Here is a 24,885-nt window from a genome sequence, read left to right as displayed (position 1 = left end):
CGCTAAATTAGGAAGATTTCACGCGATTCGCAAAGCTCTTGCGCAGTTTTTGCAACTTCGGTGGGATCACCGCCATGCAATAACCGTTACGTTGACCGGCACCATCCCAGTAATCCTGATGATAATCTTCCGCCGGATACCACTCTTTCAGCGGCTCAATGGTGGTCACTACCGGCACGTTCAGATCGGCTTGTGCACGCGCAATCGCGGCAATCGCTTCGGCTTCCTGCTCTGGGTTGGCGGGGAAAATCGCTGAACGATACTGCGTACCAATATCGTTACCCTGGCGGTTTAACTGGGTTGGATCGTGCGTGGCAAAGCTGATATCCAGCAAATCGCCATACTTCACTTGCTCGGGGTCGAAACCGACACGGATCGCCTCAGCATGGCCGGTGGCACCGCTGCACACTTGCTCATAGGTTGGGTTCGGACGTTCCCCGCCGGTATACCCACTTTCGACTGACTCTACGCCAATCACATCTTTGAACACTGCTTCGGTACACCAGAAACAGCCACCGGCGATCACCGCATATTCGGTTGCCATTGTTATTACTCCTGTCAGGTCGAAAGCGTTACTGTGAGGGCACTCGAAGGCGAATTCAAGCCGCTCAAATTAACATTTCTGGCTTAAAGTCTTGATGTTTATCGAGCACGCTATTGCTCATAACGGTAAAGCGCCCTTCGCCAGTGTAGTGCAGGGTGGGCGGAAATTCCGGTTGGTCGGCAACATGTGCTTTAACAATTTCGAAGATGAAGAAGCTGTAGTTGTTCACCATTGAATCGTCATACAGCTGGCACTCAAAACTGGCAAAGCATTCGTCGATCAGTGGCGCATTCACTACGTTGGCGGGTTCAGGCGTGAGTTTAAAGGCATCGAACTTATCGATACGATCGCCATGGCAGTTACCAATCGCCACCACGCGATCCACTAAATCCGCCGAGGGAATGTTAATCACGCACTGTCCGCTTTGCCGAATCAGCTCATGGCTGTAGTTACCGCCAGCGATCATACAGCCGATCAGCGAGGGTGAAAATTCCAGTACGGTATGCCAGCCAAGGGTCATGATGTCGTGGTGATCTTCAAAGTGAGAACTTAGTAACACCACCGGGCCGGGCTCCAGATATTTCCGCGCCTTGCTCACGGGAAAGTCAATCTTGTGCAGGCGTTGGCTCATCATGCGTCTCCTCATTTTTACCGTGATAATTAAGTGTAGATGCAGGCTTTACTGATTCGGCATTTCACGGCATGGTAGAGCGTCATTTTATCTGGAGCTGGCTAATGGAATCTGCGTCTGTGCCCACATCTCGTCCTGTCTTGCATCTGTTGTGCGGCAAAATTGCCGCGGGAAAATCGACGCTGGCACATCAGTTGGCGCAACAAACCGGAGCTGTGATCATTAGCGAAGACGCTTGGCTGTCACATTTGTTTGCGGAAGAGATGCAGGATGTCAGCGATTATGTGCGCTGCGCGGGTAAACTGCGCAATGCGATGACGCCACACTTAATCGCTTTATTGCAACGTGGCGTGTCCGTGGTGCTGGACTTCCCAGCCAATACCGTCAACCAACGGCAGTGGATGACAGCGGTGATCCAGAGTGCTCAGGCTGAACATCAACTGCATTTCCTCGATGTGCCAGATGCCGTGTGCAAGAGCCGTTTGCATGCGCGCAATGCCTCGTGCAGTCACGATTTCGCGGCGACGGATGCGCAGTTTGAAGTGATCAGCAGTTACTTTGTCGCACCACATGCGGATGAAGGCTTTAATGTGGTGGTGCACGGATAAGCGGATGGCGCTGGCTATTTATTGAGTTGATTGATGATTTTCTTGAGGGTGTTGTAAGGACCTTCGAGAATCATGTTATTGCCATTGTTGCGGATATAAATGCGCTGAGACTTAAAGCGTGTCAATTTCGCTCCCTGAAGCTCATAGTAGCCATGGTCCGTTTGCCTGTACTTATATTTATTTAAGACGGTGACTAATTCGTCTGTGTGAATGGATGATTTAATGGTGAGTTCCGATATGTTGGTAAGCCAAAAGCTAACGAGAAGTCCGCTAATCATGCCAGAAAATCCGCCGGTAACATTACCATGAAAAAATAGCGGTAAAATCCATTTAATGATGACTGAAAATAGCATCATGGTGAATAAAAAAATAAAACTCTAAAGCTATCTTTCTGCCATTGAGCTTTCAGGTTAAGTCTGTGAATTGAATAGTTGAGCTTCAATTTTGAACTCCTTTCAAAACATTCTCTTGGAGTGTCCCGCGAACGATGGTTTCTAAATCTATTTTTTCACTAAATACTTATAGAAGAGATAACTGAAGAAGACTGCTTGAAAATAAACTGAGACAAGGTGCCAGTAAGCGTGAGGCTTTGTGCTAGAGAGCACATCGGATGTCTGAACAATCGCATTACAGACATACAGAGAGATGGGAAAGGCAGCAATGATTTTGATTACCCGACTTGATAATTTCGGCATGGGAATTACCCTCCTTAGTCATATGGCCTAGCCTATTCTCCTCATAAACGTATCATTATTTGGCGATAATGAAAATGGGATATTCTGCATGGGTTTTATATCCATGCAGAATTTAAGTCTTTATTGCTGTGTTTGATTATGGGTGTGTTCTCCTCGAATTGAGGACTCCCTTGATGATTTTTTAGGTTGAACAGGCACATTTAAAGTTGTGATTATACGACTGAGAAAAACCGCTACCTATGAGGTAGCGGTGAGTTTTATTACTTTACGATATCAGGATGCTGAGCGACTAAATCTCGGCGCTTATTTTTGAGCGCTTCAATTTCCTCATCAATGTCCTCGATACGCTGTTCAATACCATCATGATGCTCTTGTAATAACTCTTTCGCTTCTTCAAGAGAGGAGGCTGCAGGAGTATCACCAAACAGAGGCTTATTCGCCGTTTCTCTCACTGTGATACCTGTCACGACACCAATCACGCCCACCACCATCAGATACCAGGCTGGCATGTACAGATTGCCTGTTGCCTCAACTAGCCAGGCTGTAAATGTCGGGGTAATGCCTGCCACCAAAATAGAAATGTTATAAGTGCTCGCTAATGCACTGTAACGTACCTCGGTAGGGAACAGCGCCGGTAGCGTTGAAGCCATCACACCTATCAGGCAGTTCAGAATAACGGCCTGAATCAACAACCCGAAGAAAAGGGCCACGATGCTGTGATGGGTTATTAGCATAAACGACGGAATTGAAAATAAAACCATTGCCGTGCTGCCAATAATGATAAAGGGACGACGTCCAAATTTATCACTGAGCAACCCCATCACGGGTTGAACAAATAGCATGGCCAGCATAATCACCACAATAATCAGGACACCGCGGTCCTCAGAATAATGCAGGTTATGTGTCAGGTAACTCGGTACATAAGTGAGCAACATGTAATAAGCTACATTGGTGGTGATCACGATACCGATGCAGGAGATCAGATTGCGCCAGTGTTTACGTGCAATCTCTTTAAACGGAACTGAAGGCCCTTCGCTAAGGCCTTGCTTGGATCCCTGTTCAAGTGAATCAACATGTTTTTGGAACGCGGGTGTTTCTTCTAGCGCATGACGCAGATACAGCCCCACTAATCCCAATGGCAGCGCCATAAAGAAGGGAATTCGCCAGCCCCAGTCATTAAAGTTTTCCTGGCCCAATATCGCCGTCAGTAAGACAACAATCCCAGCACCACACACGAAACCGACCAGTGAGCCGAAATCCAACCAGCTCCCCAAAAAGCCTCGTTTCCTGTCAGGAGAGTACTCCGCAACGAAGATAGAAGCGCCGGTATATTCTCCACCGACTGAAAAGCCCTGGACCATTTTCGCGATGAGCAGCAGAACCGGCGCCCAGAAGCCGATGGTTGCATAAGACGGGATAAGACCAATGCAGAAAGTGCTGAGTGTCATCAGAATAATGGTGATGGCCAGAATTTTTTGGCGACCATATTTGTCACCTAACGCCCCAAAGAACATGCCACCTAAAGGTCGAATGATGAAGGGAACAGAGAAGGTGCCTAATGCAGCGATGATCTGAATGCCCGGTGAAGCATCGGGGAAGAAAACCTTACCCAGTACGGCTGCCACATAGCCATAAACACCAAAATCAAACCACTCCATGGCATTGCCTAGCGCGGCGGCGGTAATGGCTTTCTTTAAACGTGCGTCATCAATAATGGTGACGTCCTTCAGGCGCATGGGTTTAACTTTTTTACGTCTAATGCCTAGCATTTTTGTTCCTTTGAAATCTAAGACCCTTGGTTAAAATCCAACAATTAAAACAGGTTGCAGAGTGCTTACTTGCCTCTGTACCTGTTTGAACGGATTAAGGATAGACACAAATTTACAAACTGCCTGAGAACCGTGGATTGTTGCCGTTATTTCTTGTTGGGTGGGGTGATCACTGATGATAAGGATGCTGGATAAAGGTGAGTGGCTGCCCATCGTGTGGTTTTTATCGTTGGTCGATTTCGGTTATGACGGGACGGAAGGCGCAAATGCGTCGGGAGTCAGGATAATGAAAGCGGTGCTCGAGCCATTGAACTCACAGCACAAAGCGGAAGTACATTATGGAGCGCTGTGAACGAGAATCGGACAATCAATTAAACAACTATAGGGCGGGATCACCTATCAGTTCGGGGTCAGTCAACTATGAATGTTAACGCTGACTTTTAAACTTCGATTGATGCAATGAATGCAACAACAGGCAGTTATCTACCATAACAATCTTTCTTTTCTTGTAATTTATTAGATGCCCGGTAAGTAGAATTTACCGGGCGGAATGATTTTACATCTTCAACTCCATTCTGCTGATTTTGCCTACCACCAGTAGATAGCAGAGCATGGCAGCTATAGCCGACGCGCCAACGAAGATCAGGGCGCTGTTGAACGAATTCATCTCTTTAACCAGATAGCCAATCACCAGTGGCGTCACGATGGAGGCCACGTTGCCGAACGCGTTAAAGAGACCTCCACACAAGCCTGCCGCTTCTTTCGGGGCCACATCGGAGACCACCGTCCAGCCCAGCGCGCCGAAGCCCTTGCCGAAAAAGGCCAGCGCCATCAGAGACACTACCACCACGTGGCTTTCAGTGTAGTTACACAGGATTAACGAGGTTGCCAGCAGCATGCCGAGAACGATAGGAATTTTGCGCGAGGCGGTGAGACTCATTCCTTTTTTCAGCAGCCAGTCTGAACATACGCCACCCAGAATCCCCCCAGCGAAACCACAAATAGCTGGAATTGAGGCGATAAACCCGACGTTCAGAATTGACATCCCGCGCTGCTGAACCAGATAAATCGGGAACCAGGTCAGGAAGAACCAGGTAATGGAGTTTATAAAATACTGCCCGAGGAACACGCCCATTAACATGCGGTTGGTCAGCATCTGCTTAACGGAAGTCCATCCGCCGGAGGTTTTCTTCGCTGCCGATTTGGTGTCCATATCAATAATGGCGCCACCGTCGGTGATATATGCCAGCTCCTGCTGGGAAATCATCGGGTGCTCGCTCGGGTTATGAACGTAGCGAACCCATATAAAGGTGAGAATAAAGCCGATAATACCCATCACGCTGAAGACATGCTGCCAACCCCAGGCAAAGGTCAGCCAACCCAGCAGTGGGGAAAAGAGCGCGAGTGCGAAATACTGACCGGCGTTAAAACAGGCTGTGGCGGTGGCGCGTTCATTGCTCGGGAACCAAGCGGCAACAATACGGGCGTTCGCCGGGAAAGATGGAGCTTCAGAGAAACCCAGCATAAAGCGCAGGAAACACAGGCTGACCACTGTCCAGGCGAGCGGCATAAACTCAATAAAGCCCTGCAGGAAGGTGAAAAATGACCAGAAGAACAGGCTCCAGGTGTAGACCCTTTTCGAGCCATATCTATCCAGTAGCCAACCTCCGGGGATTTGCATAATCAAATATGCCCAACCAAAGGCGGAGAAAATCAGGCCCATGTCGGCAGGATCAAGTCCTAATTCTTTGGCGAGGGAACTTCCGGCAATGGATAAAGTTGCGCGATCGGCATAGTTGACGCTGGTTATGATAAAGACGATGACTAATATAATGTAACGTACGTGACTTTTTTGTTTTCGTAATGATGATTTATTAGTGGTCATTGAAAACCTCTTTGCAGGGTACAGTGTTATATTTATTTTTTAAGACATCCCGCGCCAATACAGATAAAAAATGACGAAAAGAAAAAACAGAGCGCGTTTTCAGGCGCGCCCTGTCGAGGGAATATTCCTGAGGTACTCAATAAGGTTCAATCTGTATAAAAGCGTCAGGTTATTACACAGAAATTTTATTAATGACCTTTGCCAGTTTCAAAACTTGCCACCGTCCAGGCGGTGGTTTGGTCGTGCAGCGAAAGGCCAAGACCCGGGCGTGTCGGCACTATCATCTGGCCATCGCGAATTTCCAGACGCTCATTAAAGACCGGCTCCAGCCACTCGAAATGTTCCACCCAGGTTTCGTGGGCGTAGGCGGCAGCCAGATGTAAGTGAATTTCCATGACGAAGTGCGGTGCCATCATCAGACCGTGGTCTTCTGCCATCTGCTGCACTTTCAGGAACGGAGTGATACCGCCAACGCGTGGAGCGTCATGCATCACCAAATCTACCGCACCCTGACGGATGTATTCAGCTACTTCGCCCGCGCTGGTGAGCATCTCACCGGTACCAACCGGCGTCACCAGACTGGAAGAGAGTATACGGTGGCCTTCCACATCGTAGGCATCCAGGGGCTCTTCAATCCATTGCAGGTTGTACTGTTCCATCGCCATGCCCATCCGCCGTGCGGTGGTGCGGTCCCACTGTTGGTTAACGTCGACCATCAGCGGCGTGTCGTCGCCCAGCGCTTTGCGAATGGCATCAACGCGTTGAAGATCCTGACGACGATCCGGGTGGCCGACTTTCATTTTGATGCCGCCAATACCACGCGCCAAAGAATCTTTGGATTTGTCGATGATTTCGTCCACTGATGCCTGCAGATATCCGCCGGAGGTGTTGTAGCAACGCACTTCGTTACGCTGAGCGCCCAGTAATTTTGCCAACGACAGGTTGGCGCGTTTGGCTTTCAGATCCCACAGGGCTGTATCGAACGCGGCAATGGCTTGCGTCGCCAGGCCGCTACGGCCGACAGATGCGCCTGCCCAAACCAGTTTGCTCCATAGGCGGGAAATGTCGTTCGGATCTTCGCCAATCAGCAGTGGTGCCATCTCTTTGGCGTGGCTGAATTGTGCCGGGCCGCCGTTACGCAGTGTGTAGGAAAAACCCAAGCCGCGATAACCCTGTTCGGTTTCGATTTCCGCAATCAGCAGCGCCACGTCTTTCAGCGCACTCTGGCGGCCGGTCAGGACTTTTGCATCACTCACCGCCGTGCTCAGAGGGACATTAACAGAAGAGAGTTTAATCCAGCTGATATGGTCAAAATCGCCTGTCTGGGCAAGAGTATTTGGTGTAGGCATAGACGTACCTTGTATTTGATATTGTTGAGGGCTTTACCAGATTGCGCCTGTGGACTCATACTGTCTAATCCAATCAAAGAATTGATTCATGCCGGAATTGTATAAATGTTTGAGCTAAGTCAACTGAGGTTTTTTCTTGCCGTTGCTACCGAGCTGAATTTTTCACGCGCAGCAAAACGGTTAAATATGACGCAACCTCCACTCAGCCGGCAGATCCAACTGCTGGAACATCAATTGGGGGTTGAGCTTTTTGAACGTACAACTCGAACAGTGGTGCTAACGGCTGCTGGCAGGAGATTTTTTATCGAGGCGCAGGATTTACTGCAGCGCGCGCATGTGGCGATGCTGAACACGCAGAAGATGTCGCAAGGAAATATCGGCTCGGTAAATATCAGCTTTGTGGCGAGCGCAGTTTATGCGTTTTTACCGATGGTCGTTGCCAGAGGCAAAGAGATTTATCCCCACATTGATATCTCGCTCAGGGAGATGACAACCGGTGAACAATTCGAAGCTCTGCGCCTGCGGCAAAGCGATATTGGCCTTGTGCGTGCACCTTCAGCTTTGACCGGCGTGAACAGTGAAATTCTGGTGAATGAGCCGTTTGTGCTGGCGGTCCCACGTCAGCATGAACTGGCGACACTGTCGGATATTACAATTACCCATCTTGATAAGCAGCCGTTTATTATGTATGCATTATCCACCTGGCAGCCATTTTATGAACTGCTGACAGGGATGTTTCGTTCGAATAATATTCAACCGGATTATGTGCAATATATTGGCTCAACGCTGACAATACTCTCACTTGTAAACGCCGGTATGGGTATGGCGTTTGTCCCGGAAAGTGCTGCGCGTATTTTGTTTGATGATATCGTCTATCGCCATATTACCTTGCCCGCAGGGATTGAAAGTCTGCTGTATCTTGCCTGGCGCGAGGACAATGATAATCCTGCCTTTAAAGTGATGCTTGAGCTAATTAAGCTATCATTAGCTCCAAAGATGAAGTGATATACTACCGATAAAAACATAAAACGATGCTATCCTGTCCACTTTTGGCACAAAGACGCCTTATATTCTGTAACTGTGTGCAGAGAAGATTACAGTAAGCACCTGAAACGTTATCTTTTTCACTCGTGTGCCCACTCACCAAACAAAGCACGACATTTCCATCTGACTTCGCGTTAAGTTTTAATGAAGAGATACCATGGCTGTAGGGATATTTCTTTGCGAAGTGTGGACCACAATATAAACCAACTGAGAATTAAGCGAACCGTGAGAGCAGGAAGTTCGAAAAGAATAATTGTGGCGCTGGCAGTAGGCATTACTGCAAGTGTAACCTTTTTAAGTAACCTAAACAGCGCGACCGACTTCTTTAGTCGCATATATGATCGTCTGTTTTCCGCAAATGACCTAAAGATATCTGCGGTCAATGCGCGCCTCGTGCCTGTGCGCCCTCGTGCTGATATTTCAACACCCATGGATAATGATGCCTTTGTGGCATTGCAGCTGAGGAATTATGGTAAGTCGCCAGTGCAGCTGACCTCCGCTGAACTCATGCTCTTAAACAGCCACGATATATCCACCAGGGGCTCAACAGGAGGAGGGTACTGCATGCTGGCAGCCGATCCGAATACAAACCGTTCCCCTGTGATAATTGATCCTGGTCAGACCAAATGGGTGGCGGCAGCTATGGCGCTGAGATTTAAAGGGCTACTTAAATCCCTCGCAGGCACTGGGTTTGAAAATATAGTGGTCTTCGATTCAGCGCCGCAGATGCCCATGACCATTATGAATGCCGGCTACATTCAGACTCTGAATGCCATCATGGCTGATCGTTACGGTCCTCATTCAGCCGTCAGGATGACGCTTAAAATCAATCTTGATGAGGATGAAATCAGCTTCATCCTGCCTCTGACGACAGGTGGTAACAGCTCCATGCAGAAGGGGGAACGCTTTCAGCAAGACTGGTTCCTGGCGAATCTCAAAGAGCCTACGATGGTCCCATATCTGAACCTGTCGAATCTGTCTGGCAAAGAGTGTGATATCGATAAAATCATCCATTTTCCAGAACTCAGTCATCAGTTTGACTAGATAATTCATGTTTCAAAGCCGGGACAGCATATTGGTGTGAATTTATTAGCAACGTCAGCTGTTAGCACACTGCGGAAATCATTCACGCATCTCCAGCTCAAACACTCAATCAGCTCTACAAATGCTAAGTTCATAAACGACACATGGCACATCGTAGTGCTGTTCTATTGCTTTGTAAGTCATGCCTAAGCGCTGCATCACGCGCTGTGAGGGGATATTTTCTGGATCGGCAACAGCCACTAAGTAAGTGGCACCGATTCGTTCGGCCGCAAAAGTTATAATCGCTTTCGCGGCTTCCGTCGCATAACCTTTACCATGATGTCCGGGGATGAGCCGCCAGCCTATTTCTAATGGCGCACCCTCCACATTTGCCAGGTACTGGAGGCACGCAGCGCCAACGATGGCCGCGGAAGTCTTCTCTTTGATCGCCCACCACGAGAACCCGTATTTCTCCCAGCGGTCATGAACACGGCTGATACTTTCCCTGGTTTCTTCGGGTGTTTTAACCCTCCCTTGGTTGATATAGCGCATCACGCCGGGATCGCTATCCATGACTCTTAGACCTTCGTAGTGTGAGTCTTGAAAGGGTTCAAGCCGTAAACGTTCGGTTTCTAAATCCATCTGACATTCCTTCTTACGAGAGGGTATAACTTTTAGGGGGCAAATCTCCATAAATCAACCTGCCATGTCGTAAGCCGTATCCGCTCTTGGCACATATCACCTGCTACCCCCCAGCGACATCGAATTTCCCCACACGGCGGCAAGCTAAACAGCCTGCGGATTGCACCCAAAGTGAAGATCATGAGCGTATCCATTCTGCCGTTAAAGATAGCCAAAACTAAATCTCCTTTCCTTCCAGTCATTTTGGAAAACGGCTCAGGGGCGGGCTTGATCAAACAAGGGGGATTGGTGATACTGTGTTTATATACAGTATTCTTATAGGCCATCATTATGGTGTTTTATCAACCGGCGGAACTCCGTGCCATTCTCAGCTTGCCCTTGTTTATCAGTCGCGTGCCCTGTGGTTTTCCGTCACCGGCTCAGGACTACATTGAGCAGCGCATTGACCTCAATGATTTTTGCGTCACGCATCCCAGCGCCACTTACTTCATCAAAGTCAGCGGTGACTCGATGATCGAAGGTGGAATCAGCGATGGCGATATGTTGATCGTCGATAGTGCAGTGAAACCCGAGCAGGGTGATGTGGTGGTGGCCGCCATCGCAGGGGAATTCACAGTGAAGCAGCTGATGCTGAAGCCCTGCCTGCACCTCAAACCGATGAATGCGGCGCACGCCATCATTCCTATTCCCGACCCGGATCAGTTTGAGATCTTCGGTGTGGTTAAACATGTCATCAAGACGCTGAGAAAGTGATGTTTGCGCTGGTGGATGTGAACTCATTTTATGCCTCGTGCGAGACGGTGTTCAGGCCCGATCTCAAAGGTAAGCCGGTGATTGTGTTAAGCAACAACGATGGCTGCGTCATCGCGCGTTCGGCTGAGGCCAAGAAGCTGGATATCGGCATGGGCGGCCCCTATTTCAAAATCAAAGATGAGTTGCGACGCCATAACGTGCATGTGTTCAGCTCTAACTATGCGCTCTACGCCGACATGAGCCTGCGCGTGATGACGATACTGGAAGAGATGGCGCCCTCCGTTGAGATCTACTCCATCGATGAGGCGTTTATGAACCTCACGGGCGTACGTAACTGCCGCGTGCTGGAAGAGTTCGGACGGGACATCCAGCAGCGGGTGAAACGCGAAACGCATTTGGCGGTGGGGGTGGGGATCGCGCCCACCAAAACACTGGCCAAGCTGGCCAACCATGCCGCCAAAAAATGGAGCAAGACCGGCGGCGTGCTGGATCTCTCCAACCTTGAGCGACAAAAGAAGTTAATGGCGTTAGTCGATGTGGCAGATGTGTGGGGCGTAGGGCGACGCATCAGCAAAAAGCTGAATGCCATGGGTATCACGACCGCGCTGGATTTGTCGGAGCAGAGCACTTGGGTGATCCGCAAGCACTTCAATGTGGTGCTGGAACGCACCGTGCGCGAGTTGCGCGGTGAACCCTGTCTCGAACTGGAAGAGTTTGCGCCAGTGAAGCAGCAAATTATCTGCTCACGCTCGTTTGCGGGACGCATCACTGACTATGCCGACATGCGAGAGGCCGTATGCAACTATGCCTTTCGCGCTGCCGAAAAGTTGCGTGCCGAGCGGCAGTATTGCCGACAAATCGGTGTGTTTATTCGCACCAGCCCGCATGCTGAAGGAGAACCTTTTTACGGTAACCAGGCGATGATCCAAGTGATGACTCCGACCAACGACACGCGCGATATTATTCGTGTTGCCACGGTCGCTCTGGATCGTATCTGGCGCGAAGAGTGTCGATATATGAAAGCAGGTGTGATGTTAGGCGACTTCTTTAGCCAAGGCGTTGCGCAACTGAATCTGTTCGATGAGATCCAGCCGCAGGCGAACAGTGAATCCCTGATGCGGGTGATGGATGGCATTAATCAAAGCGGGAAAGGAAAATTATGGTTTGCCGGACAAGGGATTCAGAAACCATGGGCGATGAAGCGTGAGATGTTGTCACCAGCGTACACCACTCGCTATGCCGACCTGCCGATTGCGAGGTAATGCTGCTGTTCCAACTCCAGCTGGGCCTTAAGTTTTGAATGGAATCATTCAGGATAGTGAAATCCGAAACTTCCCGCTTCGCTTTTAATTATCAACATCGCCGCCGTGCTTTATCGAATTGTTCTCTATGCAGTATTTTATGAAAATGTGAAGTAAATCAAGGTGAATAAAAATCCGTTATAAGCGCATTTATCACTCAGTGCTGTAAAAATCACCTTTATTTTGCTTTAATAGGTGAACTTAGCAAGGTAAGAGGAACGCATGATAAAAGCTTATATAACAAAATATGCATTAACCCGAGGAATCTACATCGCGGAAGGTGAGCTTAAAAACGACGGCGAAATATTTGTCCAGCAGCGCGATCGTGAGTATAACTTTGAACAATTTTTTAAGAAGAAAGAGTTCCAGTTGACAGAGGAAGAGGCGCTGGCGCGCGCTGATAAGATGCGAGCCACGCAGCTTAAAAAATTGGCTAAGGAATATCAAAAACTTAGTGAGTTAGAGTTTGTGATTAAACGCTAACCAGGCCGAGCATAGACTTATTTCCTCCTGGAGTAATCGGCCTATACGGTGAGTTTCGTTGAGACTTAAATAAGTAAAGAAACCGAAAGGGTATTCAAGCCTCATTGTGAAACCGAATCTGTGAAATCGTTTTCACCGCCAATGGGCGGTGATTTTTATTCTCTGTTTTGAATAAATAACCTCGCTGCGATAGAACCAAATTGATAATGATGTGATAAAAGCGAAACGGTATAAGGTTTTTCCGATTATGTCCTTCTTATAACCTGGGGTATTGTAAGAAATGGGCCAATAATAAGCAGAGGTGCGATTGCACAACAATGAGGTCGATATCCATTATTACGCCACTGAAATTCGGAAATTAGCCGCTGTTCACCAGGCAGGGAAACCACTGGGTGAGGTTAAAGCGAAGGTGGATCTTCTTATCCAATCGATGAAAGAAACATTGGGGAGTGATAAAACCTGGCAAGCGGAAAAATGGGAAGAGTTGCTCAGCGAGTTAAATGTTTACCTGACGAATAAGGTTGACCCAAGGTGGATGACGGTGATTTCGCATGCCAAATTCCGGATTAAAAGCCGCCGGCAAACTGCCGTCTATGCCCGCAAACACTTCCGTTCTTAAACAGCGTTGCCGCCCAGTCGGGCGGCAAACACGTCAACCAAGTAAATGATGTATCGTGAGGTTAATCGCGCCACCCCCCACAATCAGCCAGATGAACAGCATCAGTCCCAGCAGCAGAGGACGGAGGCCCGCTTTTTTAAGTTGGCTGATATGTGTTGTGAGACCCAGAGCCGCCATCGCCATCGCCAGCAAGACGCTATCCAATTGGTTAATCACCGCAATTGCTGCGCTGGGAACAAGGTGTGCTGAGTTGAACAGCGCGACCAGGATAAACGCCAGCGCAAACCATGGAAACGTAATACGCTGCTTTTGACTACCTGTTGCCGGTGAACTGCGGCGCATCATCACGCCGACCACCACGAGGAAGGGTGCAAGCATCATCACCCGCAGCATTTTAGCAATCACGGCGGCGTTTTCAGTTTCCCCACTGATGGCATGTCCAGCAGCAACAACCTGTGCAACTTCATGCATGGTTGAACCCGTGTAAATACCAAACTCGCTCAGGCTAACACCCGGTAACAGAGGGGAAACACTGTGCCAGATGAGGGGATAAAGGAAAATGGCTACCGTACCGAAAATCACCACCGTGGCGACGGCAACCGCGACTTTGGACGATTCTGCTTTGATGACAGGCTCAGTGGCAAGCACGGCGGCGGCACCACAAATGCTACTGCCAGCACCAATCAACCATGCGGTTTCTCGATCCAGCTTTAAGATTTTATGTCCTAGCCAGCAGGCGAGGGCGAAAGTGCTGGTCAGCATCAGGATATCAATGACCACGCCGCTCACGCCGACATCCAGCACTTGCTGAAAGGTCAGTCGGAAACCGTAAAGAATGATACCGAGGCGCAGCAGCTTCTGCTTTGCGAAGTGTACGCCAGCGCCGCAGTAGCCCTGCAGGTTGGGATAGATCGTGTTTCCCAGAATAATCCCGCCGATAATCGCCAGCGTCAGTGCGCCCAGCCCCAGTTGTGCCACTGAAGGCACGTTACCCAGCCAGGCTGTTGCCAGGGCGATAACCGCCGTCATCAGCAAACCCGGCGCAAAGTGTGCGATGGGGTGTGAATGTTTTTGAAGAGAGATATCAGCCATAACGCCTCCTGTGTTGCAGCTATGATGCGGAGGGATGGCGCGAAAGAAAAACTGATTATATCGTTATATCAAATCTGAATAAGTGGTAAGAGCGCGGATAAGTGCCGGTAAAGCGGGCGCGGCGAGAACAGCGGTCGCTGCGCCAAAAGCCGATTAAATGACCATACCCAGAATTTGCAGCGTGCTGCGCTGCGAGGCCGTCACAAACGGAATGTCTTTAATGTGCTGCATCCCGAAGGCTTCCCAAAACTTACGAGCGCGCACATTTTCAGCCATCACTTCCAGCCACATGTAGCCTTCTCGCTTATCACGGGCCTCATTAATGATGCTCTCAAACATGATTTTGCCGTAGTTTTTACCGGTCTGGTCTGGGTTGAGGTAAAGCTTGTTGAGCATCGCCCCAGTCATGCCGGAATCAGGCACCGGGGTATTCCAGGTGACTTTGGCAAAACCCACGGGGTGATCGGTCTCTGCAATTAACCAGCTCTCATTCTCTGCGGCGAGGCTACTTTGCAATACTGTTAAGCCATACTCTTTGTCGATAAAGGCATCCATCTCGTCGGTGGACACCCACATATGTTTGAAATGGGCGCTGTAGGTCATGCGTCCCAGTTGATGAAGCAATTCCGCATCCTCGGCCTGAGCCTTGCGTATGGTGAAATTCATTTCCGATATCCTGTTATTCATCCTTGTTAATGATCGAGCAGCCGAACGTTCCTTCGCTGACTTTTCAGCAGGTTACTTTAACAGGGAGATGATGTTCTGACACATGCTAAGTGTGGAATCAGAATAGTGACGGGAGGCGTTCGTGCTAGCCGTTGAACAGCGAACACCCGCTTTGAGTACGTCAGGTATTCAGGATCCCAAACGCATGGTTTCGGCACGCTTAGCGGTTTCATAGACGTACTGCAACATAGGTTCCAAATCTGCATCGGGACCTGAGCTGATAATCTTGCCGCGCAACCACTCGATTTCACTGGTGATGTCGGGGTGGAAAATGGTGTTATTTTGCGCGTTGCGCAACCATTTGAGCAGAAAGTTATTCTTGCCGCGTATGCCGCCAGATTTGCGGGTTTTAGCATTGATTTTCAACGCGACCAGAATGCAGTAATAGAAGTGAACACGTTGACTGTAGCTTTGAGGGATCATGCGCAGTCACCTGCCATAACATCGCTAAAGTGTGAACTAGATCGGTTTCTCATCTTCCTGAATGCCTGCCTGAAGGCGTCAAACGACGCAGGTATGGGCCTTTTCTGGCCTTATCCCCGCCTTAAAAGCAGCGGTAACCGCACCATAAGCCAATCGGTGGCGCGTATGCAAGTGAGGAAAATCTGGGAATAGCGGCAGAGTTCGCACGGCTCGACACGCATAAAGCTGCGACCAAGCGAAGCGTCGAAAAAACGAAATGATTCTCTGTTTTTGGTTGCAAAGGCTTAAAAATGGCACTCTTGGCGGGGCTTAATCTGCGCCCGTCTGGCAAAACGTCAATTGTTGTCTACACTTAATGATGCCGATGTTCGCAGTCTGGTTGCTGTGTTGACGAAAAAGTCGTTTGTTTTTGGAGCGTTACCCCACGAAATGCTGTCCTGACGGCAAAACCTCCTCGCACCAATCTGCCTCCGAACATCCTATGCAGTTTTAACCCGGATAACAGGAGGAGATGTGACCCCTGCGGTTAATGAGAACAGCACCTTGCCGTCGTTAAGCGGCGGGCTTTATGCCTTCTTTTTTGATGTTGATGGCACGCTGGCAACCATCCAGTCACAACCTGAATGGGTTTCTATCCCCGCAACGGTGCGCCAGCATCTGCAACAACTCTCCAATCTAAGTCATGGTGCGCTAGCGCTGGTTTCAGGTCGCCCTATTGCGCAGCTTGATGCGCTAGTGAATCCGATGGAAGCACCAGCCGCAGGTGTACACGGTGCGGAACGGCGGGATGCGAGGGGGCTGATGCATAAGCAAACGCTGCCGAGTGACGTTGCGCAAACCCTTCAAACCGAGTTGCAGCAAACTCTGGACCAATGGCCCGGCACTCTGCTGGAAGTCAAAGGGATGGCATTTGCGCTGCATTATCGCAACGCACCGGAGTATGAAACATCGATCATGCAACTGGCTGAGGATGCCGTCATGCGCTTTCCCGCTTTGGCGTTACAGCCCGGAAAGTGCGTGGTGGAGTTGAAACCGCAAGGCATCGATAAAGGTGCCGCCGTGCGTGAATTTATGCAAGAAGCACCCTTTATCGGTCGCATTCCGGTATTTGTGGGTGACGATCTCACCGATGAAAAAGGATTTCTCGCCGTCAATGCCATGCAAGGCATCTCAGTGAAGGTCGGTGAAGGTTCAAGCCATGCGCGCTACCGTCTTAGCGACGTTGAAGCGGTCTGGCGCTGGCTTGAGCAACTATTATTACAATTAGAACATGACAATCGTCGGTAAGGAGTCAAGGTTATGAGTCGTTTAGTCGTCGTATCTAACCGCATTGCTATTCCGGATGGAAGTAAGGCCAGCGCCGGTGGTCTCGCGGTGGGGATTCTGGATGCGCTGCAAAATACCGGTGGGCTATGGTTTGGCTGGAATGGAGAGATCAGTGAGTTCTCTGGCGAAGAGCAAGAAGAACTCACCCAGATTGAACATGACGGTATCACTTATGCGTCACTGCCTCTCAATCAGAACGATTATGATCAATATTACTGCCAGTTTTCTAATACGGTAATCTGGCCTGCCTTCCATTATCGTCTTGATTTGGTCCAATACCAGCGTGAAGCCTGGGAAGGCTATCGCCGTGTAAATACCTTGCTGGCTCAACGTTTAAAACCGTTATTACAGCCAGACGATATTTTATGGATCCATGATTACCATCTGCTGCCGTTTGCCGCCGAGTTGCGCAAACTGGGTATTAATAACCGTATCGGATTCTTTCTGCATATCCCGTTCCCGACGCCAGAGATATTTAATGCCCTGCCGCCACATCAGGAACTGCTGGAAATGCTTTGCGATTACGACTTACTGGGTTTCCAGACAGAATCCGATCGTGTGGCCTTTCTCGACAGCCTGAGCCAGTTGACGCAGTTGCAGAATAAAGGCGAGAAGAAACACCGTGCCTTTGGTAATACCTTTATGACAGAGGTGTATCCAATTGGTATTGAGCCGGACAGCATTAAAGAAATGGCGGAAGGGCACTTACCGCCGAAAATGGCGGCGATGAAACGTGAGCTGGGAGATTTACAGAATATTATCGCCAGTGAGCGTCTCGATTACTCTAAAGGCCTACCTGAACGTTTTCTGGCCTATGAAGCGCTACTGGAGAATTTCCCACAGCATCGCGGCAAAATCCGTTATTCGCAAATTGCGCCTACCTCAAGAGGGGATGTCCAAGCGTATCAGGATATCCGACATCAGCTAGAGACAGAGGCTGGGCGAATCAACGGAAAATATGGCACCCTGGGTTGGACGCCACTCTACTACCTGAACCAGCACTTTGATCGCCGTCTGTTGATGAAAATATTCCGTCTGACAGATGTCGGTTTGGTTACGCCGCTGCGCGACGGCATGAATCTGGTGGCGAAAGAGTATGTCGCCGCCCAAGACCCAGACGATCCCGGCGTTTTAGTGCTCTCGCGCTTTGCGGGTGCGGCGAATGAACTGACATCTGCCTTGATCGTTAATCCTTACGATCGCGATGAAGTGGCTGCGGCGCTTGATCGTGCACTTACGATGCCGCGCACTGAACGTATCTCGCGTTATAACGACATGATGGCTGTGCTGCGTAAGCAGGATATTTCCCACTGGCGTGAATGTTTTCTACAGGATTTAAATGGGCTGCCTGTCCGCAGCGATGACCACGGCACGGCGCATAAGGTCGCTACTTTTCCAAAACTGGCTTAATAAACGGTGCGCAGGGAGGCGCATCCGTTTTACACCCTCCATTACACGATGAAATCCTTCTCATTTGGTTAAGTGGTAACTGCCTGACACCTCAATCAAAAAAGCACATTTTGGTTAAAAATTGCTCATTCAGACGTCCATAAAGCTTTTTTTTAGGGCTAACCCTAAAGATTTGAGTGGTCAGGCCGATAGTTTCCTCACATCAATACGTAAAATCTGCAATTCATTCATAATTCTAATGTAACCCTCTGTTACATCCGCTGCTGTTCGCTAAACACTTCCTACAAAGACCTGACAGTTCCCAAGCGCACTCCCACCAGTATTCACGCTTCTCTATCAGCACGGGTTTAATGTCCGTAAGCAATATTCCCTGTAAGTGATTAATTTAAATACAAATAATAAACCTAGGTTTTGGTGTTTTATGCTGCCTTTGAGAAAAATAGTGGTTTGTTGTTGTGAGTTAAGTGCAATAGTTCAGATTAAAGATCGCATTGTAATGACAATCTGCCGCAGAGCGTAAATCCAACGCATAGTCAGTGAAATATTAGCGAAACAATTCAAAATTGGTCAAAAAACAGACAACAGAAAAGCAATTCTGAAGCTTCCAGGAAAAAATTTGCCTTAAAAGTGTGATGTGGATCACACTTTATCTAAAATTTCGCGCCACTCACGTTGTATGTAGAAATCAGACGATATAGATTTGCCTTGTTTTCGGATTAGTCTTAAAAAACTGTAAGCAGACGTCACGGAAGATGGTTACAACTCAAGAAAAGAATGGCCTGGAGTTTTGACTACTACTGATCAATGTCCCCTGAGGGAAGTGAAACAGTTCAGTACACGTTGGCTTTGCCTGATTATTTTTTGCCATCTTTAGATTTACCAACCAGCAACCCGAACCATAGAAATTTTAATTCTGTGGCCGTATATGTGTCGCGTCTATCAGGATGGAAAAAATGGGTACATCAGAATTACTAAAACATATATATGACATCAATCTGTCATATTTGCTTCTTGCTCAGCGTTTAATTAACCAGGAAAAAGCTTCAGCAATGTTTCGTTTAGGCATCGATGAACCGATGGCAGATGCATTGTCGCAATTAACCTTGCCTGAAATGGTAAAATTAGCGGAAACCAATCAGCTGGTTTGTCAGTTCCGCTTTACTGACCACAATCATATTAACCGTTTGACCCAAGAATCACGCGTGGATGACTTGCAGCAAATCCACACCGGTATTTTATTATCCAGCCGTTTACTGCGGAACGCGTCAAAAGATGATGCCTCTGCGAAGAAGAGGGCGGTGTAATGACTGAAAAAAGTATTGTTCAGGAAGCGCGCGATATTCAGCTGGCCATGGAGCTGATTTCATTGGGCGCACGACTGCAGATGCTGGAAAGCGAAACCCAGTTGAGTCGTGGTCGCCTGATTAAGCTGTACAAAGAGCTGCGTGGTGCACCACCACCGAAAGGCATGCTGCCATTCTCTACGGACTGGTTCATGACCTGGGAACAAAATATCCACTCCTCAATGTTCTGTAATGCCTGGCAGTTCTTGTTGAAAACCGGGCTGAGCAATGGTGTGGAAGCCGTTATTAAAGCCTATCGCTTATATCTTGAGCAGTGTCCGCAATCGGACGAGGGCCCGCTGTTGGCGCTGACGCGTGCATGGACCCTGGTGCGATTCGTTGAAAGCGGGATGCTGGAACTGTCTGAGTGCAAATGCTGTGGTGGAAGCTTTATTAACCACGCACATCAGCCAGTAGGCAGCTTTGTTTGTAGCCTTTGCCAGCCGCCATCACGTGCCGTAAAAAGACGTAAACTTTCTGCAGATTCTGCCGATACCTTTCCACAACTGCTGGATGAACAGGTTAAACGCGCCGTTTAAGTTTGTTCGCATCGTGGAATACATCCAGCAGCGGTTAATCCCGCTGCTTTTTTTTTATCCACGATTTACGAATAACACCTGCGGCTTTCTGGCTTAACTTCCACCAACACGTTACGGACGTAAGGATTTTTTGTGCTGATTATTCTGGGTTATATCGTGGTCGTCGGCTCCGTGTTGGGCGGCTATATGATGGTCGGTGGCCATCTGGGAGCACTTTATCAGCCTGCCGAACTGATCATTATCGGTGGTGCCGGTATTGGCGCATTTTTGGTGGGCAACAATGGCAAGTCGATCAAGAAAACGTTAAAAGCGCTGCCTTTGTTAATGCGCGGCTCGAAATATAACAAATCTGTATACATGGATTTAATGGCACTCCTTTACCGCCTGATGGCGAAATCACGTCAGCAAGGGATGTTGTCATTAGAACGTGATATTGAAGATCCCAGTCAGAGTGAAATTTTCGCTAACTATCCACGTATTTTGTCCGATAAACAGTTGGTTGATTTTATTACCGACTATTTGCGGTTGATGGTGAGCGGAAATATGAATGCGTTTGAAATTGAAGCGCTAATGGACGAAGAGATCGAGACCTACGAACACGAGTGTGAAGTACCAGCACAAAGTTTATCGGCCATGGGTGATGGTTTACCGGCTTTCGGTATCGTTGCGGCGGTGATGGGTGTGGTCCATGCGCTGGCCTCTGCGGACCGTCCGGCGGCAGAACTGGGCGCACTGGTTGCCCACGCCATGGTGGGAACCTTCCTCGGTATTTTGTTGGCCTACGGTTTCATTTCGCCGCTGGCGTCTGTGTTGCGTCAGAAATGTGCAGAAACCACCAAGATGATGCAGTGCGTGAAAGTGACGCTGCTCTCAAGCCTCAATGGTTACGCACCGCAGATCGCCGTTGAGTTCGGCCGTAAAACGCTTTACTCCAGCGAGCGTCCGTCCTTCTCTGAACTGGAAGAACACGTACGTAACGCCAAAAACCCAGCGAAACAGACGTCGGATCAAACTTCATGAAAGCGGGTAATCGCCCCATTGTGGTGGTTAAGAAGCGAAAACATAAAGGTCATCATGGCAGCCACGGGTCGTGGAAGATTGCTTATGCCGACTTTATGACGGCAATGATGGCGTTCTTTATGGTGATGTGGCTGCTCTCTACCGCCAGCCCCAAAGAGTTGATCCAGATTGCAGAGTACTTCCGTACGCCGCTTAAAGTCGCGTTAACCGGCGGGCAGCGTAGCAGCGATAGCGAAAGCCCGATTCCGGGTGGGGGAGACGACCCCACGCGTAAAGACGGTGAAGTGAAAAAAGTGGTGGATATGGACGCGCAGAAGAAAAAACTGGAGGAGATTCGGTTGAATCGTCTGCGTGAAAAGCTCGACCAGTTGATTGAAGCCGATCCGCGCCTGAAAGCGCTGCGTCCGCACTTGATCATCAACATGGTAGAGGAGGGGCTGCGCATCCAGATTATTGATAGCCAGAACCGTCCGATGTTCAAAACCGGTAGCGCCGAAGTCGAACCGTACATGCGTGACATTCTGCGCGCCATTGCGCCGGTTCTGAATGATATTCCGAACAAAATCAGTCTGGCTGGCCATACGGATGACTTCCAGTATGCGACGGGCGATCGCGGCTACAGTAACTGGGAACTCTCAGCCGACCGCGCCAATGCCTCACGTCGTGAACTGGTAATTGGCGGGCTGGATGGGGGCAAAATGCTGCGCGTAGTCGGCATGGCTGACACCATGAAGTTGAAAAATCGTGGTTCGAACGATGCTGTAAACCGTCGTATCAGTCTGCTGGTGTTGAACCATGACACCCAGGCTGCGATAGAGAAAGAGAACTCTGAGAGCGATGCCGCGCAGATAACTGACCCGGCACAAATTATTCCCGACATTACCGCACCGACCGGTCCTGCTGCATCTGCTGCACCCGCAAGTTCTACCGCTACTCCGGCCTCGCCGGCCAGTGCGGTGGCGCCTGCACCAGCAGCGCAGCCAGCGGCAGGCGCGGTGACACCAGACCAACCCTCACAGCCGAGGTGATCCCGTGAGCATGGACATCAGCGATTTTTACCAGACGTTTTTCGATGAAGCCGATGAGCTGTTAGCGGATATGGAGCAACACCTGTTGGGATTGGATCCCCAGGAGCCCGATTCCGAGCAGTTGAATGCCATTTTCCGCGCTGCCCACTCTATTAAGGGCGGGGCCGGTACGTTTGGCTTTACGGTTTTACAGGAAACCACCCACATCCTGGAAAACATTCTGGATGGTGCGCGCCGCGGCGAAATGCAGCTCAGCACCGACATCATCAACCTGTTTTTGGAAACCAAAGATATTATGCAAGAACAGCTCGATGCCTATAAAACGGCGCAGGAACCGAACGCAGAAAGCTTTAAATATATCTGCGAAGCACTGCGCCAGTTGGCGCTGGAAGCCAAAGGTATAGCCCCAGAAGCGCCAAAGGCTGCTGAAGTGGTAGAGATTGCCGCACCGGTTGCCGCAGCAGGCCTGCGTGTGCAACTGGTCGATCTGAAAGAGAAAGAGCCTGAGCTGATGCTCGAAGAGCTCGGCAATCTGGGCTCCGTCAGCAACGTGGTAAAAGGCGCGAATACGCTGGAAGTGACCATTGATGGCGTCGGGAAAGACGACATCGTCGCGGTGCTCTGTTTTGTTATTGAAGAAGCGCAGATTCACTTCCCTGAAGCCGCAGCGGTGGACGTCCCGGCAGTGGCTGAAATCGAAACGGCATCCATGCAAACCGCCACGGTGACCGACATTACACCACCTGCTAAGCGCGAGACCAAGCGTGTCGCAGCACCGGCAAAAGCCAGTGAATCCAGCAGCATTCGTGTTGCGGTGGAGAAGGTCGATCAGCTGATCAACCTGGTAGGCGAGTTAGTTATCACCCAATCCATGCTCGCACAGCGTTCCGGTGCGCTGGATCCCGTTGCACACGGCGACTTGCTGAATAGCATGGGGCAGTTAGAACGTAACGCTCGTGACCTGCAAGAATCGGTGATGTCGATTCGTATGATGCCGATGGAATACGTGTTCAGTCGCTTCCCGCGTCTGGTGCGTGATTTGGCCAGCAAGCTGGGCAAAGAGGTCGAGCTGACACTGCTGGGGAGTTCAACTGAGCTGGATAAGAGCCTGATTGAACGCATCATCGATCCGTTAACGCACCTGGTGCGTAACAGCCTTGACCACGGTATCGAAACGCCAGAAAAACGTCTGGCGGCGAACAAAACAGGCGTAGGTAATCTGACGCTGTCGGCGGAGCACCAGGGCGGTAACATCTGCATCGAAGTCATTGATGACGGTGCAGGTTTGAACCGTGAACGTATTCTGGCGAAAGCCTTGTCCTCTGGCTTGCCTGTCAGCGACAGCATGAGCGATGAAGAAGTCGGCATGTTGATCTTCGCGCCAGGGTTCTCCACGGCTGAACAGGTTACCGATGTATCCGGTCGTGGCGTAGGCATGGACGTGGTGAAACGTAACATCCAAGAGATGGGTGGCCACGTTGAAATCTCTTCGAAGCAGGGTAAAGGCACCACCATCCGTATTCTGCTGCCGCTGACGCTGGCGATCCTTGATGGCATGTCCGTCCGTGTGGCAGACGAGGTGTTCATTCTGCCGCTGAACGCGGTCATGGAATCGTTGCAACCCACTGCCGAAGAGCTGAAGCCGCTGGCCGGCGGCGAGCGGGTATTAGAAGTGCGTGGTGAATATCTGCCGCTGGTCGAGTTGTGGAATGTATTTGAGGTCCAGAATGCCAAGACTGATGCGACACAAGGCATCGTGGTGATTCTGCAAAGTGCAGGCCGTCGTTATGCCCTGTTGGTGGACCAGCTCATTGGTCAGCATCAGGTGGTGGTGAAGAATCTGGAAAGCAACTACCGCAAAGTGCCGGGTATTTCTGCTGCCACCATCCTCGGCGATGGCAGCGTGGCACTGATTGTGGATGTCTCAGCACTGCAATCGTTGAACCGTGAAAAGCGTGTGGCCGGTGCCGCAGCGTAATAGATAATGAAAGGGCAAAAAAATGACTGACATGGCAACCGTGACCAAAATCGCTGGCGAAACCGTGGGCCAGGAGTTCTTAGTTTTCACTCTGGGTGATGAAGAGTACGGCATCGACATTCTGAAAGTGCAGGAGATTCGTGGCTACGATCAGGTCACCCGCATCGCCAACACCCCAGAATTCATCAAGGGCGTGACCAACCTGCGCGGTGTGATTGTGCCGATCATCGACCTGCGCGTGAAATTCGCGCAGCAGGATGTGGAATATAACGAAAACACCGTGGTGATTGTGCTGAATCTTGAACATCGCGTTGTGGGTATTGTGGTGGATGGTGTGTCTGATGTGCTGTCACTGACACAAGATCAGATTCGCCCGGCGCCTGAGTTCGCTGTCACCATGTCTACCGAGTACCTGACCGGTCTGGGTGCGTTGGGTGAGCGTATGCTGATTCTGGTCGACATCGAGAAGCTGTTAAGCAGTGAAGAGATGGCACTGGTGGATACCCTGCGTAGCGCGTAATAACCTTTAAACGGGCCGCATCACAGCGGCCCGTTATCATCACTCAAGTAAATCAATTGCTTGTAAATTAACAAGAAAATCCTCAAAAACCCTACATTCTCTCTCAATATTCCTCGCGATGAGTCGATAACTGC

At 49.7% G+C, this 24,885-nt stretch carries 23 protein-coding genes and 1 pseudogene; 15 read left to right on the top strand and 9 right to left on the bottom strand.

Features of this window, described 5'->3' with window-relative positions; translation table 11 throughout:
- Nucleotides 1-7: 7 nt before the first annotated feature.
- Nucleotides 8-544, bottom strand: a complete 537-nt coding sequence (gene msrA / locus F3J38_RS04835; protein ID WP_167135696.1) for a peptide-methionine (S)-S-oxide reductase MsrA — start codon at nt 542-544, stop codon at nt 8-10.
- Nucleotides 545-608: 64 nt separating this feature from the next.
- Nucleotides 609-1,175 (bottom strand): flavin reductase family protein, encoded by a 567-nt coding sequence (locus F3J38_RS04830; RefSeq protein ID WP_205298154.1) that lies wholly within the window; start codon nt 1,173-1,175, stop codon nt 609-611.
- 104 nt (nt 1,176-1,279) lie between these two features.
- On the opposite strand from F3J38_RS04830, the gene F3J38_RS04825 reads away from it, so the two are divergent.
- Nucleotides 1,280-1,783: a P-loop nucleotide/nucleoside kinase family protein gene (locus F3J38_RS04825; protein ID WP_167135694.1), complete on the top strand. Its 504-nt coding sequence runs from the start codon at nt 1,280-1,282 to the stop codon at nt 1,781-1,783.
- A 955-nt stretch (nt 1,784-2,738) separates the two neighbouring features.
- Here F3J38_RS04825 and proP read toward each other — a convergent pair.
- From proP to F3J38_RS04810, 3 genes are all read right to left on the bottom strand, one after another.
- On the bottom strand, nt 2,739-4,247 hold the full coding sequence (gene proP, locus F3J38_RS04820) for a glycine betaine/L-proline transporter ProP (RefSeq protein ID WP_167135692.1): 1,509 nt from the start codon (nt 4,245-4,247) through the stop codon (nt 2,739-2,741).
- 556 nt (nt 4,248-4,803) lie between these two features.
- Nucleotides 4,804-6,132 carry an MFS transporter gene (locus F3J38_RS04815; protein WP_167135690.1) on the bottom strand — a complete coding sequence of 443 codons (1,329 nt, stop codon included), beginning with the start codon at nt 6,130-6,132 and terminating at the stop codon, nt 4,804-4,806.
- A 188-nt stretch (nt 6,133-6,320) separates the two neighbouring features.
- Complete coding sequence (locus F3J38_RS04810) at nt 6,321-7,481, bottom strand: L-talarate/galactarate dehydratase (protein WP_167135688.1); 1,161 nt, start codon at nt 7,479-7,481, stop codon at nt 6,321-6,323.
- A gap of 105 nt (nt 7,482-7,586) precedes the next feature.
- On the opposite strand from F3J38_RS04810, the gene F3J38_RS04805 reads away from it, so the two are divergent.
- Nucleotides 7,587-8,486, top strand: coding sequence for a LysR family transcriptional regulator (locus F3J38_RS04805; RefSeq protein ID WP_167135686.1), 900 nt, complete (start codon nt 7,587-7,589; stop codon nt 8,484-8,486).
- Between the two features lie 294 nt (nt 8,487-8,780).
- The gene (locus tag F3J38_RS04800; RefSeq protein WP_167135684.1) at nt 8,781-9,569 is read left to right on the top strand and encodes a death domain-containing protein; all 789 of its coding nucleotides are present in this window, start codon (nt 8,781-8,783) and stop codon (nt 9,567-9,569) included.
- Nucleotides 9,570-9,674: 105 nt separating this feature from the next.
- Here the strand turns inward: F3J38_RS04800 and F3J38_RS04795 are convergent, their stop codons facing one another.
- Nucleotides 9,675-10,190: a GNAT family N-acetyltransferase gene (locus F3J38_RS04795; protein WP_167135682.1), complete on the bottom strand. Its 516-nt coding sequence runs from the start codon at nt 10,188-10,190 to the stop codon at nt 9,675-9,677.
- Between the two features lie 330 nt (nt 10,191-10,520).
- Between F3J38_RS04795 and umuD the strand changes: the two genes are divergently transcribed.
- From umuD to F3J38_RS04775, 4 genes are all read left to right on the top strand, one after another.
- On the top strand, nt 10,521-10,943 hold the full coding sequence (gene umuD, locus F3J38_RS04790; protein WP_167135680.1) for a translesion error-prone DNA polymerase V autoproteolytic subunit: 423 nt from the start codon (nt 10,521-10,523) through the stop codon (nt 10,941-10,943).
- Nucleotides 10,943-12,205 (top strand): translesion error-prone DNA polymerase V subunit UmuC, encoded by a 1,263-nt coding sequence (gene umuC / locus F3J38_RS04785; RefSeq protein WP_167135678.1) that lies wholly within the window; start codon nt 10,943-10,945, stop codon nt 12,203-12,205. The genes umuD and umuC overlap by 1 nt, the downstream gene beginning before the upstream one ends.
- A gap of 261 nt (nt 12,206-12,466) precedes the next feature.
- The gene (locus F3J38_RS04780; protein WP_167135676.1) at nt 12,467-12,727 is read left to right on the top strand and encodes a hypothetical protein; all 261 of its coding nucleotides are present in this window, start codon (nt 12,467-12,469) and stop codon (nt 12,725-12,727) included.
- Nucleotides 12,728-13,034: 307 nt separating this feature from the next.
- Nucleotides 13,035-13,346 (top strand): hypothetical protein, encoded by a 312-nt coding sequence (locus F3J38_RS04775; protein WP_167135674.1) that lies wholly within the window; start codon nt 13,035-13,037, stop codon nt 13,344-13,346.
- 33 nt (nt 13,347-13,379) lie between these two features.
- Here F3J38_RS04775 and F3J38_RS04770 read toward each other — a convergent pair whose 3' ends face one another.
- The 3 genes from F3J38_RS04770 to F3J38_RS04760 all read right to left on the bottom strand — a co-directional run bounded on the left by F3J38_RS04770 (nt 13,380) and on the right by F3J38_RS04760 (nt 15,587).
- Nucleotides 13,380-14,438 (bottom strand): YeiH family putative sulfate export transporter, encoded by a 1,059-nt coding sequence (locus F3J38_RS04770; RefSeq protein WP_167135672.1) that lies wholly within the window; start codon nt 14,436-14,438, stop codon nt 13,380-13,382.
- Between the two features lie 153 nt (nt 14,439-14,591).
- Nucleotides 14,592-15,104 carry a GNAT family N-acetyltransferase gene (locus tag F3J38_RS04765; RefSeq protein ID WP_167135670.1) on the bottom strand — a complete coding sequence of 171 codons (513 nt, stop codon included), beginning with the start codon at nt 15,102-15,104 and terminating at the stop codon, nt 14,592-14,594.
- Between the two features lie 189 nt (nt 15,105-15,293).
- The gene (locus F3J38_RS04760) at nt 15,294-15,587 is read right to left on the bottom strand and encodes a hypothetical protein (RefSeq protein WP_205298137.1); all 294 of its coding nucleotides are present in this window, start codon (nt 15,585-15,587) and stop codon (nt 15,294-15,296) included.
- 513 nt (nt 15,588-16,100) lie between these two features.
- On the opposite strand from F3J38_RS04760, the pseudogene otsB reads away from it, so the two are divergent.
- The 8 genes and pseudogenes from otsB (at nt 16,101) to cheW (ending at nt 24,751) form a co-directional block, all read left to right on the top strand.
- Nucleotides 16,101-16,890 (top strand): annotated as a pseudogene (otsB, locus tag F3J38_RS04755) (trehalose-phosphatase).
- On the top strand, nt 16,887-18,323 hold the full coding sequence (gene otsA, locus F3J38_RS04750; RefSeq protein WP_167135666.1) for an alpha,alpha-trehalose-phosphate synthase: 1,437 nt from the start codon (nt 16,887-16,889) through the stop codon (nt 18,321-18,323). Before otsB ends, otsA begins: the two are co-directional and overlap by 4 nt.
- 953 nt (nt 18,324-19,276) lie before the next feature.
- Nucleotides 19,277-19,627, top strand: coding sequence for a flagellar transcriptional regulator FlhD (flhD, locus tag F3J38_RS04745; protein ID WP_167135664.1), 351 nt, complete (start codon nt 19,277-19,279; stop codon nt 19,625-19,627).
- The gene (gene flhC, locus F3J38_RS04740) at nt 19,627-20,205 is read left to right on the top strand and encodes a flagellar transcriptional regulator FlhC (RefSeq protein ID WP_167135662.1); all 579 of its coding nucleotides are present in this window, start codon (nt 19,627-19,629) and stop codon (nt 20,203-20,205) included. The genes flhD and flhC overlap by 1 nt, the downstream gene beginning before the upstream one ends.
- Before the next feature lie 132 nt (nt 20,206-20,337).
- The gene (gene motA / locus F3J38_RS04735) at nt 20,338-21,225 is read left to right on the top strand and encodes a flagellar motor stator protein MotA (protein WP_084938206.1); all 888 of its coding nucleotides are present in this window, start codon (nt 20,338-20,340) and stop codon (nt 21,223-21,225) included.
- The gene (gene motB, locus F3J38_RS04730) at nt 21,222-22,253 is read left to right on the top strand and encodes a flagellar motor protein MotB (protein ID WP_167135660.1); all 1,032 of its coding nucleotides are present in this window, start codon (nt 21,222-21,224) and stop codon (nt 22,251-22,253) included. Before motA ends, motB begins: the two co-directional genes overlap by 4 nt.
- Nucleotides 22,254-22,263: 10 nt before the next feature.
- Entirely contained in the window at nt 22,264-24,231 is a 1,968-nt protein-coding gene (gene cheA, locus F3J38_RS04725) for a chemotaxis protein CheA (protein ID WP_205298151.1), read from the top strand.
- 22 nt (nt 24,232-24,253) lie between these two features.
- Complete coding sequence (gene cheW, locus F3J38_RS04720) at nt 24,254-24,751, top strand: chemotaxis protein CheW (RefSeq protein ID WP_039337364.1); 498 nt, start codon at nt 24,254-24,256, stop codon at nt 24,749-24,751.
- Nucleotides 24,752-24,885: the final 134 nt, after the last annotated feature.

The organism is Candidatus Pantoea formicae, from assembly GCF_011752625.1.
Classification (GTDB): Bacteria; Pseudomonadota; Gammaproteobacteria; order Enterobacterales; family Enterobacteriaceae; genus Pantoea; species Pantoea formicae.
The sequence above is the reverse complement of the archived record's forward strand: the minus strand, read 5'-3'. Positions and strand labels throughout refer to the sequence as shown.